This is a genomic window from Bradyrhizobium sp. Mp27, from assembly GCF_029953005.1.
In the GTDB taxonomy this organism is placed as follows: Bacteria; Pseudomonadota; Alphaproteobacteria; order Rhizobiales; family Xanthobacteraceae; genus Bradyrhizobium; species Bradyrhizobium barranii.
This window is the reverse complement of the sequence record NZ_JASAUS010000054.1, coordinates 1-18,841: the sequence shown is the minus strand read 5'-3', so window position 1 is coordinate 18,841 and position 18,841 is coordinate 1. Positions and strand designations below refer to the sequence as shown.

6 protein-coding genes are annotated in these 18,841 nt (G+C 62.5%); 2 read left to right on the top strand and 4 right to left on the bottom strand.

Annotated features, from left to right (window positions below; all coding sequences use genetic code 11):
- Positions 1-19: 19 nt before the first annotated feature.
- Together QJT78_RS25220 and QJT78_RS25215 are read right to left on the bottom strand one after the other, a co-directional pair.
- Positions 20-9,022: a peroxidase family protein gene (locus tag QJT78_RS25220; protein WP_049807668.1), complete on the bottom strand. Its 9,003-nt coding sequence runs from the start codon at positions 9,020-9,022 to the stop codon at positions 20-22.
- Positions 9,023-9,736: 714 nt separating this feature from the next.
- Entirely contained in the window at positions 9,737-12,307 is a 2,571-nt protein-coding gene (locus tag QJT78_RS25215) for an ATP-binding protein (RefSeq protein WP_028150093.1), read from the bottom strand.
- A 782-nt stretch (positions 12,308-13,089) separates the two neighbouring features.
- Between QJT78_RS25215 and QJT78_RS25210 the strand changes: the two genes are divergently transcribed.
- A complete protein-coding gene (locus tag QJT78_RS25210) occupies positions 13,090-13,512 on the top strand; it encodes a hypothetical protein (RefSeq protein ID WP_080586612.1) in 423 nt (140 codons plus the stop codon).
- Positions 13,513-14,960: 1,448 nt separating this feature from the next.
- On the opposite strand, the gene QJT78_RS25205 is transcribed toward QJT78_RS25210, so the two are convergent.
- Entirely contained in the window at positions 14,961-15,176 is a 216-nt protein-coding gene (locus QJT78_RS25205) for a hypothetical protein (protein WP_038943538.1), read from the bottom strand.
- Positions 15,177-16,009: 833 nt separating this feature from the next.
- The gene (locus tag QJT78_RS25200; RefSeq protein ID WP_193375947.1) at positions 16,010-16,387 is read right to left on the bottom strand and encodes a hypothetical protein; all 378 of its coding nucleotides are present in this window, start codon (positions 16,385-16,387) and stop codon (positions 16,010-16,012) included.
- A 281-nt stretch (positions 16,388-16,668) separates the two neighbouring features.
- Here QJT78_RS25200 and QJT78_RS25195 point away from each other — a divergent pair, with 281 nt between their 5' ends.
- Positions 16,669-18,465, top strand: coding sequence for an NAD(P)/FAD-dependent oxidoreductase (locus QJT78_RS25195; RefSeq protein WP_038943540.1), 1,797 nt, complete (start codon positions 16,669-16,671; stop codon positions 18,463-18,465).
- Positions 18,466-18,841 lie beyond the last annotated feature (376 nt).

Sequence of the window (18,841 nt, the reverse complement as noted above, 5' to 3'; positions counted from 1 at the left end):
CCGGCATAGGGTCGTGAGGCTAGAGCGTGACGTTGGAACCGAGGTTCTGGTGGCCCGCGATCTCGATCTTGAAGTCGGCGGCGGCGTTGCCGTCGACGTTGCCCTGGATGACGGTGAATTCCTGACCGTCGTGGGTCTCGTAGCTCACCGCGAGCTGCCCGGCCGCGGTGAACGCGGCATCGGAAACCAGGGTGAAGCTCTGGTTGCCGTCGGCGGCGTAGTTCGCGTCGATGCCGCTGAGGTCGATGCGGTCTCCCGGCTCGAAGCCGACGATGGTGTCGCCCTTGGCCGCTTCCACCGAGTTGAAGCGGAAGGTGTCGTCGCCGAGCCCTCCTTTCATCACGTTGGCGGCAGTGCCGGCGACGATGACGTCGTTGCCGGAGCCGGTGGTGACGTTCTCGATGCCCCACAGCGTGTCGTTGCCGGTCTGCGAGCTCGAGGCACTGCCGTTCGCGAGCGGGCCGGAACCCAGGTTGACGGTGACGGCCGTGCTCGCCGCTGACATGTCGAGCGTGTCGGTGCCCGACCCACCGGCACCTTCGTCGCCGAAATAGGCGTCGTTGCCATCGCCTATCTCGGCCACGATCAGGTCGTTGCCGGCCCCGCCGAACACGGTGTCGTCGCCCGCACCGGCGTTGATCAGGTCGTCGCCCTGATCGCCGAAGATGCGGTCCGCCCCGGCATCGCCGTAGACGATGTCCGCGTCGGCTCCGGCGAACACGTGGTCGTCGCCCGCGCCAGCGAAGATCACGTCCCGGCCAGCACCGCCGTTGACGAAGTCGGCCCCCTCGCCGGCCGAGATCGCATCGGCGCCAGCATGGCCGACGGCGATGTCGTCTCCTGCGAAGGCGACGATGCTGTCGTCGCCGGGTGTGCCGACCAGCGTATCGGACTGCGCCGTGCCGTTCCGGACCACGCCGTCGGTTGCGGTCTCGGTCTCTTCTTCGTCGTCGCCGCCCGCGGTTGGCGTCTCGTCATCCTCGTTCGGCGTTTCGGTTTCTTCCTCGTCGTCCTCGTCCGGCTCATTGGGTTCGAACTGGGGCGGCACCATGCCCGAGAAGGTGACCGAATGGGTTCCGTTCGAGATGGTCTTGGTGCCGTCCTGGTTCTCGACCAGGTGGTAGGTCGCCGGATCCGCCCCTTCCGGAAGCTCGATCACGTCCTCGGCCTGGAGGGCGCCGATGATGGTGTCGTTGCCGCCGTTGGACTTGAACACGATGCGATGGGCCGAGGTGAGGGCCGAAATGTCGATCGTGTCGTCGCCCTCGTCGCCATCGATCGTGATGGTGTTGAGGCGCAGGTTGGTCGCGGTGAAGTCGCCGACGACCGTGAACGTATCGCCTGCTCCCGCGCCGCCCGTCGCTCCAGTCGGTTCGATGCCGTTGATGCGGATCTCCTCGATCTCGCTCAGTTCCGCGATCACGTTGGCGAAGGCCGAACCGCCTCGGGTGATGACGATTTCCGGCGTACGTCCGCCGAAGCTCGCGATGTCGTTGCCGGCAACGGCATCCCAGGCGGCCAACGTATAGATCGTGTAGGCCTCGCTGGAGGTGTTGCCATTGATGACGAAGGTGTCGCCCGCGGTGCCTTCGGTGCCGCCATTGACGATGTCGCGGCCATCGGTCGGGACCGCCGTCGCATTGGCGTTCCAGACGATGGTGTCGTCTCCCGCACCGCCGTTGACCGTGTCTGCCCCGGCGTTGAGGCCCGGCGCGGTGACGTTGACCGTGAAATTGTCGACGTAGAAGTTGTCGCCATTGTCCCAGTTGTTGCCGTCGCCGGTAGTCCGGAAGCGGATGGCCGAGTTCGAGCCGATCTGGGCGGACGTCAGGGCGGCGCTGAAGTTGAAGGTGCCGTTGGCACCGCCTCCCAGCGTTCCGCCGGTCAAGACCTCCCAGGCGTTGGTGTTGACATTCCGTGCCTCGACGATGACGGTCTGGCCGCCGTTGAGATTGTCGTCCTCGTAGGTGAACGACACCGTCGCCGCGGTCGCGCCGGCGAGGTTGACGGCGCGCTCGATCGTCTCGCCGCCATCGACGCCCTGATTGAACTGAAGGCGGCCGCCGGTGATCGAGATGTCGCCTGCTGTCGGGCTAGTCGTCTCGCCGCCGCCTTCGGTCCAGTTTCCCGTGAACGCTAGCGTGCCGTTGCTGTTCGAATACGACGCCGCTCCGAAGCTGTCGACGTAGGCGCCGTTGTTGCTGCCGGTGCCACCGGTCAACGTGTCGTTGCCGTCGTCGCCGTTGAGGGTATCCGCGCCCTCGCCGCCGAGGATGACATCGTCGCCACCACCGCCGCTCAGCGTATCGTTGCCGCCGAGGCCGTCGATGAGATTGGCACCGCCGTTGCCGGTGATGACGTCGGCGTTGGCGCTCGCCGTGCCGAACGGCGCCGGCGCGGCCTGCGCTAGGACGTAGTCGGACGCGTCGATCGCGGCCGTCGTCGTGTTGTTGACCTGGATGGTGCCGATCGTCGCCAGGGACGCATCCCTGACCGTGAGCACGGTATTGGCGCCCACCTGGGTCTCGACAACACGCGTCGCCAGGTTGGCGGCCGTGATGCCGAGGGCGCTGAGGTTGATCAGGTCCTGGCCCCCGGCCGCGGTCGAGTCGAAGCCGGTGATGGTATCGGCACCGAACCCGGCGGCGTTGTAGACCACCACGTCGTTGCCATCGCTGACGTTGATGGTGTCGTTGCCGGCGCCGCCGATGATGGTGTCGGTATCGCCGCCGGTGCCTCCGCTCAGCGTATCGTCGCCAGTACCGCCGTCGACCAGGTCGGTGCCGTTGCCGGCATCGATGGTGTCGTTGCCGCCACCGCCGAAGATCTGGTTGTTGGCGCCGTTGCCGGCGATGGTGTTGGCCTGCGCGTTGCCATTGCCGTTGATGGCGTCGCCTCCGGTCAGCGTCAGGTTCTCGACTTCGGCCCCGACTGTGTAGGAGACCGAGGACTGCACCGTGTCGGTGCCGCCGGCCGCAAGTTCGGTCACCACGTCGGCGGCATCGTCGACGACGTAGATGTCGTTGTCGGCGCCGCCGGCCATGACGTCGGCCCCGGCTCCGCCGTTGAGGGTGTCGGCCCCGATCCCACCTGTCAGCGTGTCGACGTCGTCGCCGCCGTTGAGGGTATCGTTGCCGTCGCCGCCGTCGAGCGTGTCGTTGCCCAGACCGCCGTTCAGGGTGTCGTTGCCCGCCAGGCCGCTCAGCGTGTCGGCCAGATCGCCGCCGGTGATGACGTTGTTGCCGGCGTTGCCGGTGCCGATGAACTGGTCGGCGTCGACGCCGCGGTAGGTGAGGTTCTCGACGTTGGCCATGTTCGCGATGGAAAGCTCGGCCAGGAAGGTCTCGACGGTGTCGGTGCCCTCGTCCTGGGCCTCGATCGCGACATCGAGCAGATCGTCGATGCCGTAGGTGTCGTTGCCCGCACCGCCGACCATCGTGTCGGCGCCGATGGCGCCTTCGAAGTCGTCACCAGCGAGGTTCAGCCGGGCGTCGAGATCGTCGTTGCCCGCACCGCCGACCAGGAGGTCGTCGCCGAGCCCGCCGACGAGGTCGTCGTTGCCGGTGCCGCCGAAGATCAGGTCGTTGAGGCCGCCGCCAGTGATCTCGTCGTCGACGCCCTGCTCGCCCACCACGAAGTTGGCCTGAGCGTTGGTCACCGCATTCAGCGACATGTCGACGCCGCCGCCTGCCCGGTCGGCCGGATCGGAGCGGCTGATGAAGTAATCCTCCGCGCCGAGCGCATAGCCGGCGAAAGTCGCGCCGTTGAAGTTGATGCGTTCGACGCCGGTCTGCGCGTTGTTGCCGGTGAAGTGGCCTGCCACTGTGATGGACTGGGCGACGGATCCCGTAGGCCCGGTCGGTAGGCTGTAATTGATGACCAGGTCGCCGGTCTGGGTCGCGGTGCTGCTGTCGAAGGCATCCAGCGCGGTGATCGTCGGTACCGGAAGCAGGGTCACCGGATCGATGATAGGCTGACCGGACGCGTCGACCGCGTTCGGAGCCTGGATCGAGATGCGGTCGGCGGTGCCGCCGCTGGCGGCATTGACAGCTTCGTTGATGAGATCGTTGCCGTCGCCGAGCCCGAACGCGTAGGTGTCGTTGCCGAGACCGCCGTTGAGGGTGTCAACGCCGCCGTTGAGGCCGGCTCTGACGATCGTGATCGTCAGGTTGTCGACGTAGAAATTGTCACCGTTGTCCCAGTTGTTGCCGTCGCCGGTTGTTCGGAAGCGGATTCCCGAGTTCGCGCCGATCTGGGCAGCGGTCAGCGTCGCGCTGAAATTGCCGTTGCCTGTCGCGGTGGTGCTGCCGAGCGTGCCGAGAACTTCCCAGGCGCCGCTGCCGCTGTTGCGGGCCTCGACGATGACACTCTGGCCCGCGCCGAGATTGTCGTCCTCGTAGCTGAAGGACAGCGTTGCGGCCGTGGCCCCCGCCAGGTTCATCGAGCGTTCGATGGTTTCGCCGCCATCGACGGTCTCGTTGAAACGAAGGCGATTGCCATCGATTTCGATGTCGCCGCTCGTGGCGCTGTTGTTGTCGTTTTCCGTCCAGTTTCCGGCGAAGTTTGCAGCGTTACCATCGTTGCCGGCATAGCCGCCCGAATTGAAGTTGTCGGCAATCGTTCCCGTCGCAGAACCCGGACCGCCGACCAGGATGTCGTTGCCGCCGAGACCGTTGAGCACGTCGGCTCCGGCAAGGCCGACGATGATGTCGTCGGTCGCCGAACCGTTCAGCACGGGACGGTTGTCGGACGGCGGGCCCTGCGGTGCGAGGCCATTGTCGCTGAACGGGGTGCCTACGACGATACCGAGAGTGCCGTCGGAAAACTGCAACCTCTCCATGTTGCGCAGCAGGTCGGTGCCCTCGAGCGGATCGAGGCCGCCGGTGTTGGAGACCACGAGGGTGCCGTCGGCGCGCGCCGAGAACGAATAGTTGGCGCGGACGTCGGAGTAGACTGCGGTGTCGATGTCCGATGCCGCCGCGCCGTCGGAGACGATGTCGCGGACGATCTTGAGCTGGCCGGGATTGATCTGACCCGAGAACACTTTCTGGACCAGAGTCGTCATGCTGTCGTGGAACTCGAGCACGGTGTTGCCGACCGGGCCGTTCTCGTCGAAGTCGGACATCACCGCGATGCGCACCCGCAGCCATCGGTCGCCGTCGATGATATCGTCGCCGCCGCGGCCTTCGATGAGGTCGCTGCCGGCACCGCCGAGCAGGATGTTGCCGCCGACGAAGCTGCCGTTGGCATCGAACGAGGCCGGTCCCGCGCCGGCGAGAAGCGCCTGCAGGCCCGTGATGAGGGCGATGCCCTCGGCATCCAGGGCACTGCCGCGGAAGCCTTCGGTCGGCACGAGGTCGGCGGTGACGTCGGAACCGCGGATGACGTCGTTGTGGGCCGATCCGGACGCGCCTTCGACCTGGGTGAAACTGTCGAGCGCCGCGTTGCCCGGAAGCACCGGCAGACCGGGCAGGATCACCCGGTTGAGGTCGACGTCGACCGCCAGGTTCATGTTGGCGTAGGTCGTCCAGTCGTAGCCGGACATGCCGTCGAACTTGCCGCGACCAAGGCTGCCGAACCAGATATCGTCGCCGCCTTCGCCGATGAATTCGTCGAAGCCGCCGTCCCCGTGGAACACGTCGTGGCCCTTGACGGCATCGAGCTGGAACTGGTCGTCGAAATTGTCGCCGACCGCGCCGGTCCAGGCGCCGATCTCGATCCAGTCGTCACCTTCGCCGCCAAGCGTCTGCTCGGTGGTCTTGCTGCCGAGAACGAAGTCGTTGCCGACCCCGCCGAAGGCCTCATCGAGACTGTCGGCGCCGAGCACGATGAAGTCATTGCCCTCGTCGGCGACGATCAGGTCGACGCCCTGGCCGGCGTTGACCGCGTCGTGGCCGCGGCCGGTGCGCATGATGTCGTCGCCGAACTGGTCGGTGATGATGTCATCACCGTCGCCGCCGATGTACTGGTCGTTGCCGGCGCCGCCCTCCATGCGGTCGTTGCCAGCGTCGCCATAGAGGGTATCGTCACCCTCGCTGGCGATCAGCGTGTCGGCCTGGTCGGTACCGCCCAACAGGACGTGGTCGGCGCCGGTATAGCGCAGGTAGTTCGCTTCGGCTCCATCGGTCGCCGGGTTGTCGCGCAGGACCAGCGGGGTCAGGATCGTGCCACCGGTCGGATCGGCCGAATCGAGCCCCGGATTCCATTGCCGGGTCTGGTCGACTTCGAGGATGAGGCCGGGCGTGGAGAACACGTCCGAAGGCAGATGGCCGGCGTCGGCATTGAGGCCGATTACCTTGGCGAAGGTGTTGTTCTCCATCTCGGACAACAGATGCAGCCCGTCGAGCCGCTGCAGGTAGTAGAAGCGGTCGCCGTCCTGCAGCTTTTCGAGCTGAACCTCGAACACGAAGTTGAAGGTGGAGCCCAGCATGCCGCCGAACGGCATGACCTTCTCGGCGAGACCGCCGATCCAGAGATCGACGTTCTCGAGGCCGCCCAGCGAGCCGCCGGCGTAGATGCCGGTCGCGTTGAGGAAGGCTATGCGGTCGGCATTGAATGCCGCGAGCTCGGCCGGGTCGGTCGGAACGACGACGTCGCCGAAGCTGGTGCCGAAGATCAGCGCCATGGCCGCGTCGCGCTTGCCTTCGACCGTCGTCTCGCCGGTGATCAGCGTGTGCGTTCCGTAGGCGGCGACGAAGTTGACTATCGAAGCCTCGTTTTTGAGGTGGCTCGCGAAGTCGACCCAGCTCGCGTAGGGCCGCAGCTCTTCGGCGTGGCTGCTGGCCTCGAAGAAGTCGCGGCGCGCAACGTTCAATGACGGAACGCCTGCATCGCGTCCTCGCGCAAGGTTGATGGTAGCCAGATCGAGCGGCAACCCGAGCAGATTGTTGCGCAGCGCGCTGGTGACGAACTCATCGATCTCGTTGCCGACCTGCCGCGTCATGCCGCGGATGATGTTGCCGGCGGCGACGCTGTCCGCGACAGTGTGGCCCGAGTCGAATTCGATCGGGTTGAGGAAGGCCTCGATGAGCCCGATCTGGTCGTTGGTGAAGGTCGGGTCGAGCCGGTCGATCGTCTCGGTCAGCATTGAGTGGCCGAAGCGGTAGACCACGTGCGCGAATTCGGCGACAATGCTCGGATTGATGTCGGCGTGGTATCCGTCCGGCACGACGAAGAAGTCGATGTTGGGCTGCACCTTGCGGGCGAAGTCCTCGAAGACGAGATGTTGGTATTGCATCTCGGTGCCGAACTTGGCGGCCTGGAACAGGCGTTCGCCATCCCAGACGAGGGCGGCGATCTGAGCGGGCGTCGTCGGCAGTGCGGCGAGGTCGACGGCCAGCCATTCGTTGAGGAAGGCCAGGTCGTTCGAGGCCAGGACGATCTCTTTGGTGTGCTCGGCCAGCCGGTTGTGCTCGGAGTGGAAGATGTGGTGGACCGCGGTCAGGCCGATGTTCTCGTTGGCGCGGCCGTCGCCGGCGATGAAGTGGGCGTCCAGCAGTTCGTTGTCGTAGACCGCCGGGTTGTTGCCGGGGTTGAGCAGCCCGATTTCAATGTCGCCGTCGGCGATGCCGTTCGGCACGGCGTCGTGCGCGATGTCGGCAAGGAAGGCGGCGTTGATACGGATCGCGGTGGCGACGCTGACCGGCGCCGTCGAGGTGCCGGAGATGACGATGTCGTCCGCAGTGTTCGGAATGCCGTCGGCGCCGACGCCGGTGATCACCTGGGCGAAGCCCGCGGCATTCGGAATGAAGTTGCCGTACGGGTCGGTGCGGAGCAGCGGCACCGCGCCGACGTCCTGGTCGGTCAGGAGGATGCCGAGCATCTTGGCCTGTTCCTTGACCTCGCCCCAGGTGGCCATGCCGCCCGGCTGGTCTCCGCCGCCCTCGATCAGCTTGCCGGTAGCGTGCGGGACGCCGTTGGCGTCGAGCGCGTACTGGCGCAGGAAAACCTGGTGGGAGGCATGCGACGTATAGGTCTGGTTCTGGTCGACAAACGGCGTCGTGGTGTTGACGGGACGCACGTCGTCGGCCGTCCCCATGACGCCGTCGGCGCCCGGGCTAACGGTGGCGCGGGTCAGGACCATGAAGTTGGTCGGGCTACCCGGCACGTACAGCGGATCGTCCGGCTGGAGCGGAACGAACACGGTGCCGCTGCCGCCCTTGTTGACGAGATCCAGACCGTGATCGAAGAACTGGCCGAACAGAGTGAACCAGGAGTTGAACGGGGCCGACAGGCCGACGTCCGGAGAGACGTTGACGACCTGGACGTTGTCGCCGTCCATTGTGATCCCGAACGGCTCGAGGCCCGCATCACGGACCGCGCGCGCCACCGCCAGATCGTTGAGTACGTCGTTGTGCGCCGCCGTGGCCGCCGCGAAGGCGTCGATCGCCGCCTGTTCGGCCGCGCCGGGAACGGTGGACTCGTCGCCGTCGCTCAGCTGGTTCGCCGCCGCCTTGGCGTTCTGCATCACCACGCGGGCCTGATACTCGGCGTCGAGCGCGGGTTTGAAGGCGTTGTAGATATCTTGCACGAGGGCGACGTTAGCCAGCGTGGCCTCGACGATCCCGCCGGACTGCAGGCCCTTCATGATCGCCGCCGGGTTGGCGAGCGTCTGATCGACGATCAGGTTAGAGATGGTGCGCAGGCTCGAATCGAACACCATCGAACCCGGGTTGTTGGACGGCGCGTAAGACGTCGGCACGGCGGGCGCGCCCGGCGGCAGGAAATTGCCCGGTACGTTTTCCGCGGGCCTGAAGGTCGGATCCAGCAGTTCGGGGAACGGCATGTCCGCGGCGCCCCACTTCTCCTGGCCGGGCAGCAGGTTGTTGTTCTGTCCGTCGACGGTACGAAGGCCGATGCTGAGGTTGTAGGATGGGACCGAGCCGACCTGGCCGGCCAGACCGGCTCCGTAGAGCGGCGCGGCGTTCGGGTCGAGCGGATTGACGATATAGGCGGCGTGCTTCTCCGCGACCTTGATCTGCGCGAGAATGAAATCCAGATCGCTCCTGATGTATGCAACCATGGCGGCCTCACCTGTTGTGGCGCACGGTCCGCCGCGGCGGCCGAGCCGTTGAAATTTTTGCGAGCTGTCCGCGTCGGATGGCTCCTATGGGCTCAGGTTAGATTTTTCTGTGAACAACGGGACAGGGTACAAGGTCCAACGACCTCGTGGGACCGAGGTCTGGCGCTTCGGCCGACCATGGTCGTAGGACCTTGGTCCGATCGTCGGACGACCATCCTCGCTTCGCCAGCGCCTCGGCGCGGCGGGTGAAGCGGTGTTTTCCGGATGTTTTCGGGAGGCTTGGCCGCGCCCGATCGGAGAAGCCGTCGCATCGATCGGGCATCATGGCGTGCGGAACATGCAATGCTGGGCCGAGGACTGCCGGAGCACCGCATCGCAAGCGTCAAGAGCGCTCCAGGCCGGCGACTTCTTCGCGTCGTGTCAATCGTGAGGACCCGGAAGTCCGCTGATCCTAACATCGGCTCTAACCCGCAGATCAGTGCTGATCCGCCAACAGGGCATCGATGTATATGGGAATTTCCGGCTCCTGAAGGCGATGACGCTCGGCCGCCCCACGAGCGTCCTCAGCCCTCAAACCGCCAATAGGTCACCGCGCGCTGGAAGCTCTACTTTCGTTACACTGAAGGCTTTGCTCGCATGTATCGCCACCCGCGGCTCTAGAGACGATTACGCATGGTCGCTATGGACGGCGATGCCTTCTGGCTTCGTGCCTGCCTAACTATCTTCTTTCTGAAGGAGAGAATGCAGACGTTGAGCGAGTTCGGACACGCCAAAGGGCTTGTGAATAATCGGGAACTCATCTGTCGCCCCGTGACGCGCGAGCACGTCTCCCACGTAGCCCGACGTAAGTAGTATCTTGATCCTGCTGTTCCGCCGCTTTGCTTCGCGAGCAAGCTCGACGCCATTGGGACCATTCGGCATGACGACATCGCTGAACAGAAGATCGAACCCCTGATCGCTGTCGAGAATTCGGATGGCTTCGGTGCCGTTGTGAGCAAGGCGAATCCGATAGCCGAAGCTCGTCAGCATTGCAGACACGACTTCCAACAGATCTTCATTGTCCTCGACCAAAAGAATTCGCTCGGAGCCTCCCGGCATAGCCCGGGTCTGTTCGGCTTCCACCTCGTCGCGAGCCTCCTGATTGGCTCTCGGCAGGTACAGTGAGATCGTGGTGCCGGCGTTAGGGGCACTTTCGACTGAAATATAGCCACCGGATTGCCGGACAAAGCCATACACCATGCTGAGACCGAGGCCAGTGCCCTTGCCAACTTCCTTGGTAGTGAAGAAGGGCTCGAAAATCCGGTCTCGCACCTCGGGAGACATCCCCTGCCCCGTATCCGAGACGGACAGCCTCACATATGATCCGGCCGGACATTCAGCGACGGCTTCCCCATCCAGAACGACGTTCCGCGCCTCGATCTCGAGCACTCCGCCGCCCGGCATCGCATCACGACCGTTCAACGCTAGATTCAGAAGGGCAGTCTCCAGCAGGGATGGATCCACCTGACAGAGCCACAATCGCTCGTCGAGCTTCAGCCTGACCTCGCATTCTGCGCCGACCGCCTGACGGACGAGCCCCTGGAAGTTGGAGATCAGCTCGCTGGCATTAATCAGTTTAGGGTTGAGCTTTTGCCGTCGAGAGAAAGCGAGGAGCTGTGCGGTGAGCTTCGCCCCCCGGTCGGCGGCACGCCGCGCAGTCGCGGCGAAGCGCCGGATCTTGCCGTCATTTGCAGCGCGCTCTATGAGATCAAGGTTTCCCGAAACGACGGCAAGCAGGTTGTTGAAGTCATGGGCAACACCGCCCGTGAGCTGTCCGACGGACTCCATCTTCTGACTCTGATGAAGCTGCTCCTCGATGCGCTGGCGCGCCTCCACGGCATGCTTTTGCTCGGTGACGTCTCGAAAGAAGATCGCGATCCCTTCGCCAGAAGGAAACGCGTTGATCGCATACCAGGCGGCACGACGAGGACAGTGCGCTTCGAACGAAACCGGACGGCGGTCCGACATGACTTCCCGAAGCTGCTCGACGATTCCCGTATCGGGGGCATCCAGAAGCGACGCCTGCAGGTGCATTCCAATCAGATCACGCCCCTGAGCGATCTGAGACCAGGCCCTCTGGTTGAAGAAGCTGATCCGCCAATCGTGGTCGACGATCACGACGCTGTCTGTCGTGCTTTCGAAGAGCATCGTAAGCCGGGCCGCGGCGTCCTCGGCCTTCTCTTTTGCATCGGACAATTCCTGCTCGCGGCGATCCAGCGCATCCGCCATGGTGTTGAAGGCGCCGGCTACGCCCGCGATCTCAGAACTGCCGCGGATGTTCACACGGCGAGCATAGTCGCCGAGGCGCCATCGGTTCGCGGCGTCAACCAATAGTCCGAGAGGCCGATGGATGAATTGCCGGGCGCCGAGCAACGTCAGGCCCAGCACCATCATGGCGCTGAGGGCGATGAGGAAGATGTCGTGTCGGGTCCGGCTCTGGATCTCGGCAAAGGCGTTCGCCTTGTCGAGGCCGAAGCTGACGCGAAGTCCCCCAGAATCGGGCCCGAGCCTCGAGAAACCCACGATCCTCTCGACGCCGTCAACATCAACCAGGTCGGCTGCGAGACCGTCGCCATACTGCCTCTCATCACCAGCGCGAACCAATTTCTTACCGACAAATCGGTCATTGTCCGGATAGCGGGCAAGATAGGTACCGTTCCGATCGGTGATGGCCAGCGCGTCTCCCGCCGGAACACCCGCGCGCGCGATGTAGTCCGCTAACCAGTCCAGGCCGAGAGGCGCAATGATGACGCCCCCTGGCTGACCATCATCTCCGTAGAAAGGCAGCGCAAACTGAATGAGTTTCCGATCGACGGACAGACCGATCGAGAATTGTCCCACCGTAAACGCGCCCGTCTTCAACGCATCCGCAAAGTAGGGACGCCCGGAGACATTCACCGGCTTGCGATCTGTGTTTGTATCGCAGAAGGGCTGGCCACTCAGATCGGTGGCGACGAAAGTGAGGAAAGCCGGAAACCGGGACCTCATCCCTGCCATCGCAGCATTGCACCCCTTGCTATCTTTCGCCTTTATCGCAGGGAGTTCGGACAGCGCAATCAGGACCTGCCGAATGCCCTGAACGATCTGTTGCTGCTGTTCGGCGGCGAGCTTAGCGAGACCGAGCGCCTGATTCTGTACGTCCACCTGGCGCGCGCGTCGAAGGTTAACTTCGTTGTACGCCTGAATCGAGATAGCGGGCAATAACGCGACTGCGACAAGCGCCAACAGGCGCGACAAGATGGTCATTCTCTGCCGTATTCAAATCGTCCCGGAGCTTGCTGTGCATTTCAATCCCAATGGGGATACGCTTATAGGCGTTCGTCATTCCAATCACGATCGTGAGAACCACGAGTGACCGCTCGTTGAACATGCGCGGCGGCGCGAGCTTCATCCGCACCCGCATTCAAATGACACATGTTGCATGTTCGCCCCTGCAATCCCGCCCCACTCGCGAGCGCCATGACATCGCGCGGTGGTACAGCCAAAATCGACAATCTTGGTACTGTTTTTTGAGCGGGCATCGCGCATCTATCTGCCAAGACCAACGGCAACTCGGATGTAACTTCGACCTGTGGAGCGACGGTTCGAATGCGTCGGGCGCGATCGCGCCACGGCGTCGGAGTATTGCGTCGGTAATTTGGACCAAACCTACTTTGCTTAAAGCACGGCCTTGCTCATCATCGCTCATGAAATGCCAGGCGATCACAGATCCGATCTGGACCGCGCCAGCGATACCGGCAAGCGCCGGTACTCATGGCCCAACCATCCTGGAAAGGCTGGCGGTGATGGAGTTATGGTCTAACGAATCGGCGGATGTGTTTCGGTAACGGAAGGAGCCGCCTGGATCGGTTCCGTTACAAGCGCCTTTATCTTGTCGAAGTCTGTCTTTGACCCTCCAGGCACGATTAACCTTGGCGGTTAGGCTTACCGAGCAAGCATCTCCGCGAGAAGCTTGACGGCCGATCTATGAGCCGTTGGCCAGAACCGATAGATTGTAAGGATTGAGTCGTTGCGTTCGAGTGGCGCGCGTGAGTTTTCAGCTTTCCATATTGAAGATTTTGGCAGGGCAGCCAGACGGCCGGGGAAACCTTGAGCTTATCAAGCTGCATCTCGCGGTTTTCTATACGAGCGGCCCTGAATGGACGTTGCGTATGAAGCGTCTCGCTGAACTTGCGCCGGATCTTGATGCGTTCAGCCAAGGACTCATCACTCGTGAACGCGGCGCATGGACTATCACGAACCAAGGACGCGACTTCCTTGCCAAACTCGAGGAGGCTGCCTTGGGTGCAACGCCGGCCATACGGCCCCCCGACCCAGCCGAGCCGGTTGAGGTCGAGCAAGCCTCGCCAATAGCTCCTCCAGCGGCGGCTTCTCTGCCGAAAGTACTGGAGCGATCGCACGGGCGCCCCCAAGGCAAACACCGCAAGAACCATCGCAAACGATCGGCTTAAGTCGGCTGAATCTTGGATCGCGAAACGAGGACGACTTCGCGACTACATCGACCATCGGCCCCGGACCCGGCGAGTGCAAGAGCGCACCTGCGTTAGTATCACTTGGGCCGCTTAACGACACCAGATCGCTTCGCAGATGGCTTCCGGGTGACGATCGTTTCAATACTTTGCAGAGTCCGCGCGAATTCGGACCGCAGCTGCTGCACGTGTGCCGTATCCTTCGGCTCAGATAAAAATGCAATCTTCACGAGGAAGCGGTTCAATCGCGATGTGACGAGAAGATTGTCAGAGTGTTGCGAGCGCAAGTTCGTGATCTGTCGTCGTATCTCAACGAGATCGAACCGGTCATCGTCGGGCTTATTCGCCAAATGAAGCTCATACCGTTGCGGTAGATAAACAAAGCCGCCGCGCCGAATATCTTGGCGCGACGACCTCGCCATGGTGAACCCGGACGGGGCAATGTCCGGTGCAGAGAGGTTAGCGCTCCGCAGCTCGGGCGCAATCGAAGACGCGGATTAAGCTTGATGTCGTCGCGGAAGGTTAAATCTGGAACAAGCGCTACTGTGGTCTGCAGCACGCCCGCGCGTCCAGTTAAGCGCCTCTTGTCCAGCGACCTCCCGGCGACACGATCAAGGTCGGAGCCTAGCGCTTTGGCGCGGGTTACGTCGCGCTCAATCGACCGCTCGGACTTGCCGGATTTTGCCGCCGTGTCCTTGGCACAACTGTCTATAGAGCCGTCAAGCCGCCTTTCGCTTGGAGATCAGCTTCGCCCGTTGCGCCGGCGTCAGGTCGCGGCGGATCAGGTTTTCGTCGATTTCCATAGGCGCGGAGGAGCCGCAGCCACGCGCCATTGCTTGGCGCACGCAGCGCCGCGGCGCGCCAAGCGCCCAGGCCAGTGGCGGCAATGGGAAGCGCGTTGCTCAGCGCGCATTCCGCTGCGTCCTAAAGGGTCTTCAAGCGAATACTTGCGGATGCTTGTCTCTGAGTCCTTGCAGGCAGTTACGCCTGATTGATCGGCTCTTCGAGCCACAAAACCGCTTCCGACTTTTGATCAATCGTTATCGTTGTGCCTCGCTATCCGACCAACACGTAATTGCGCGAGTGTTGTTCTGATACCTTTGTGGGCGAACCTAAGAACCAAATCACCAGATCGGCGTTGTCCCGGCACTATGGAGCCGTTTCGCGGAGGTCTAATGATGGACCCGAATCGAGCAGCTTTAGTCCTATCTGCTATCGCTCTGGCCATCGCCATTGGAACGGCAATCACGTCAGAGCGCCTCGATACTCGTACGGCCAGCAACGACGCACCTCCCGGAACGGTAGGCCTCGCTAGGCCACACCCGCCGCTGGACCGTGCGGCAGGTGAACCGATACAAACGGTGGGCGGGCCGCCTAGCGCGAGTATTCGGCAGCGTCCCTGACCGAACACTGGCCACCCAGCGAGAGCGCTACCGAAGCTCCTTGATGTGGCCGGTGCTGTCGACGATGAGCGACCGCACCGTACCCTCCTTGATTGCTCGGTAGGTCTTGATCTTGCCGCTCGGGACCTCCTGAATCTGCGAATAGCCCGCGGCACGTAGCTTGGCCTCAATCTCCCCCTGCGTCAGGGCGAGCACGGGCGATGACGCCCCGACCGTTACAACAATGGCAATGACTGATCGCATCGTTCGCCTCCTGGCTCCGCCAGAGGATGCGATGGCTCCGACCGTTTTTGGCGGCGCGCACTGTCTCACTGAAGTTCGCCAATTTTCGCTAGCGATTAGTCGAGCTACAAAGCGCGAATCGCTAACTCTTGTTAATCATTGGGGCACACGCTCTACGTCAGATATTTCATATTCTATTTTTTTCCGCGCATGGCTTTTGGTCGAAGAAAATCGGACCGTGTTCAATTCGCCATCAGCACGCCGTCAACTTGATGGCTGCTAAGAGGAAGTCTGCGTCGTGAGCGCCATGCTGCAAAACATGGAGCTGATCGTCCAGCGCAGCTTGCCTACTCTTGACGTAGAGTCCCTTGAATGTTGTGAGGCAAAAGAAGCACTTTTCCGAAGCAAAGATGGCTTTTTGCTCTATCTAACAGATGGAACCCCACCGCCTCTTGGTAGGGAGCGAGTGGTCCCATTGAGTCTTCGTCAGGCACTCCTCTGGCTAAACGAAAACCAACTCTCCGAGGCTGGGTCTTTCTGGGCATAGCGGAGAGCAGCTTAGCTGCAATACCGGCAAAACCAAGTTTGCGTCTGGGCCCAACCCGCTTAAGCAGCTCGCGGAGTTGCGGATGGAGCATCCCCGCGCGAGACCGCAATCGCATTGAGTCCACTCCGGATCCTGCCTTCAAATCACTTCCGCCGATGCTGTTGGCTGACGTTCTCAACCAGGCCCTGATCACGATCCGCCACCGGGTGCTGTTCTGGGAGCGTCTCGGACGGGTTGAGGCACGCTTATTGCTCCCTGCCCTCACGCGACGCGCATCAACTCGGCGTCACGCCAATGCTCGACCCGCCTACTTGATCGTCGCGTGCACTGTGATGACCGATGTGCCGGAAGCCTTCGGCCCCTTGCCCGTTGCTTTGATGGCAAAGGTGTCACTTCCTTTGTATCTGGCCCTCGTCCTGTACTCGTAAGTCGCAACGTTGAGCTTCTTCAGTTTGCCGTTTGCTGGCTTTTGCGAGATTTCCGAGCTACTCGCCGTGCCGCGCAACGTGATCGGGAAGATGCAACTGTCCCCAGACGCGACGCTGATGTCGCCGGTCGAGTTCTCGCCCCAATCCGCCAATTCCATTGATCTGGAACATTCCGAAGCCGCCAGGGCGATCGAAACATAAGTTGGGCTGGAAGCTCCCGCGACAAGCGCCAGAGTGGCAAGGCTAGACAATCGCATCGTTGATCTCCCGGATCATGCCGCAGCTTAGCGCGAATCGGTATGCTCTGCCCCTCCGTTACAGGAGCCTGCGGGCCAAATTCCGGACGCATGCACCGCAGCAAATAGAGCTCTTAGTCTACCCCATCGTCGGTGGGCAAAGCGGCGTTGTTGCTGGCGAGCGCTGAGAGGCGCTGAAGCCGACCGGGAACCCTGCCGCGCGAGTCTGGATTCCCGCGATGGTTGGAGTAAGGTCGTGCGGCCTGCGCAGAACAATTGCAAACGACATCCGGGAGGAAGTGATGCTCGACACCACGCTTAGCGCGCGCGTCCAGGTTTTCCTCGACAAGTTTGAAGCCGCGCTTGCGGCGGGCGATCTCGACGCCGCCGTAGGAATGTTCGCTCCGGAATGCTACTGGCGCGACCTCGTTACCTTCACCTGGAACATCAAGACCATGGAAGGCCGCGATCAGGTCCGCGACATGCTCGCGCATTGCCTCGAGCATGTGAAGCCGCGCAACTGGAAAATCGCCGAGGGTGAAACGCCAACCGAGCCCGGCGGCGTGACCGAATCTTGGATCACGTTCGAGACCGAGGTCGCGCGCGGATATGGACTCATCCGCCTGCAGAACGGTCAGATCTGGACGCTCTTGACGACCATGGCCGAACTGAAGGCCCATGAGGAGAAGGCTGGCTTCAGCCGACCGCTCGGCGCCAGGCACGGCGTCAATCCCGGCGCCAAGACCTGGAAGGAACTGCGTGACGAGGAAGCCGAGCAGCTCGGCTTCAAGACTCAGCCCTACGCACTCGTCATCGGCGGCGGGCAGGGCGGCATTGCGCTCGGGGCCCGGCTGCGCCAGCTCGGTGTGCCGACGATCATCATCGAAAAGAACGCACGCGCCGGCGATTCCTGGCGCAACCGCTACAAGTCGCTCTGCCTGCACGACCCCGTCTGGTACGATCACTTGCCCTACATCGATTTCCCCAAGAACTGGCCTGTGTTCTCGCCCAAGGACAAAATCGGCGATTGGCTGGAAATGTACACCAAGGTCATGGAGCTGAACTACTGGTCGAACACCGCGGCCAAACGCGCCAGTTGGGACGACACCAAGAAGGAATGGACCGTCATCGTCGAACGCGATGGCAAGGAGATTACTCTGCGGCCCAGGCAGCTTGTGTTCGCGACCGGCATGTCGGCCAAGCCGAACATGCCGAAAATCAAAGGCATGGAAGCGTTCAAGGGCGAGCAACACCATTCCTCACGCCATCCCGGCTCCGGCGGCTACAAAGGCAAGAAGGTGGTGGTGATCGGCTCGAACAATTCGGCCCATGACATCTGCGCTGCGCTATACGAGGCCGGCGTCGACGTAACGATGGTGCAGCGCTCAACGACGCACATTGTGCGCTCGGATTCGCTGATGGAGAGTATCGGCGATCTTTATTCCGAACGCGCCGTCCGCGGTGGAATGACGACGGCAAAGGCCGATCTGATCTTCGCTTCACTGCCCTACCGGATATTGAATCAGTTTCAAAAGCCGGTCTACGACAAGATCCGCCAGGACGATGCCGCTTTCTATGCCGGGCTGGAGAAGGCCGGCTTCAGGCTCGACTTCGGTGACGACGATTCCGGGCTATTCATGAAATATCTGCGCCGCGGCTCGGGCTATTACATCGACGTCGGCGCCTCACAACTTATCATTGACGGCAAAATCAAACTGTTCGCTGGACAGGTCGAGGAAATCACGCCCGACGGCGTCAGGCTCGACAACGGCAAGGAATTGCCAGCGGACGTGATCGTCTATGCCACAGGCTATAGCTCGATGAACGGCTTTGTCGCCGATCTCGTGAGTCCGGAAATGGCCGACAAAGTCGGCAAGGTCTGGGGCCTCGGCTCGAATACGACAAAGGACCCCGGCCCATGGGAAGGTGAGCAGCGCAACATGTGGAAGCCGACGCAGCAGGAAGGCCTATGGTTCCACGGCGGCAATCTGCATCAGTCGCGACATTATTCGCAATTCCTTTCCCTGCAGTTGAAGGCGCGCTACGAGAGCATCCCGACGCCGGTCTACGGCCTGCAGACTGTCCATCACAAGGCCTGAAATTGCCGAGCGCACAGCGGAGCTCGCGGATTGCGAGCCCCATGCCATTTCCGGGTTTCCGCACTCGCCAGCGCAATGGTCGCCTTGCCAGCGCGCAGCAGAAAGGCTCGGCAATGGTTAGGCCAAGTGCCTTCGCACTCTCCGGGTGTCATCGAAGCTGGTGACAGGGAGGTCACCGGTTCTGAGAGAATTCCCGTCGCCAGTGGAATTGGCCAACTGCCGCCGTTAGATGGCCGCCTCGGTCTGCCCGTCGAAAACATGAAGCCTAGCCCGTCCTATTCGTGAGAGTGCGGCTTTTGGGCCCGATTGATGCGGCCGCACATCTTGTCTGACGAGGCGCACAGGATTGCCTTCGGCTTTTCGCCGCCTGACGACC

What these genes read in the sequence shown, in the direction of transcription:
- QJT78_RS25220 (WP_049807668.1), bottom strand. Translation starts at nt 9,022, where the DNA reads ATGGTTGCATACATCAGGAGCGATCTGGATTTCATTCTCGCGCAGATC.
- QJT78_RS25215 (WP_028150093.1), bottom strand. Translation starts at nt 12,307, where the DNA reads ATGACCATCTTGTCGCGCCTGTTGGCGCTTGTCGCAGTCGCGTTATTG.
- QJT78_RS25205 (WP_038943538.1), bottom strand. Translation starts at nt 15,176, where the DNA reads ATGCGATCAGTCATTGCCATTGTTGTAACGGTCGGGGCGTCATCGCCC.
- QJT78_RS25200 (WP_193375947.1), bottom strand. Translation starts at nt 16,387, where the DNA reads ATGCGATTGTCTAGCCTTGCCACTCTGGCGCTTGTCGCGGGAGCTTCC.
- QJT78_RS25195 (WP_038943540.1), top strand. Translation starts at nt 16,669, where the DNA reads ATGCTCGACACCACGCTTAGCGCGCGCGTCCAGGTTTTCCTCGACAAG.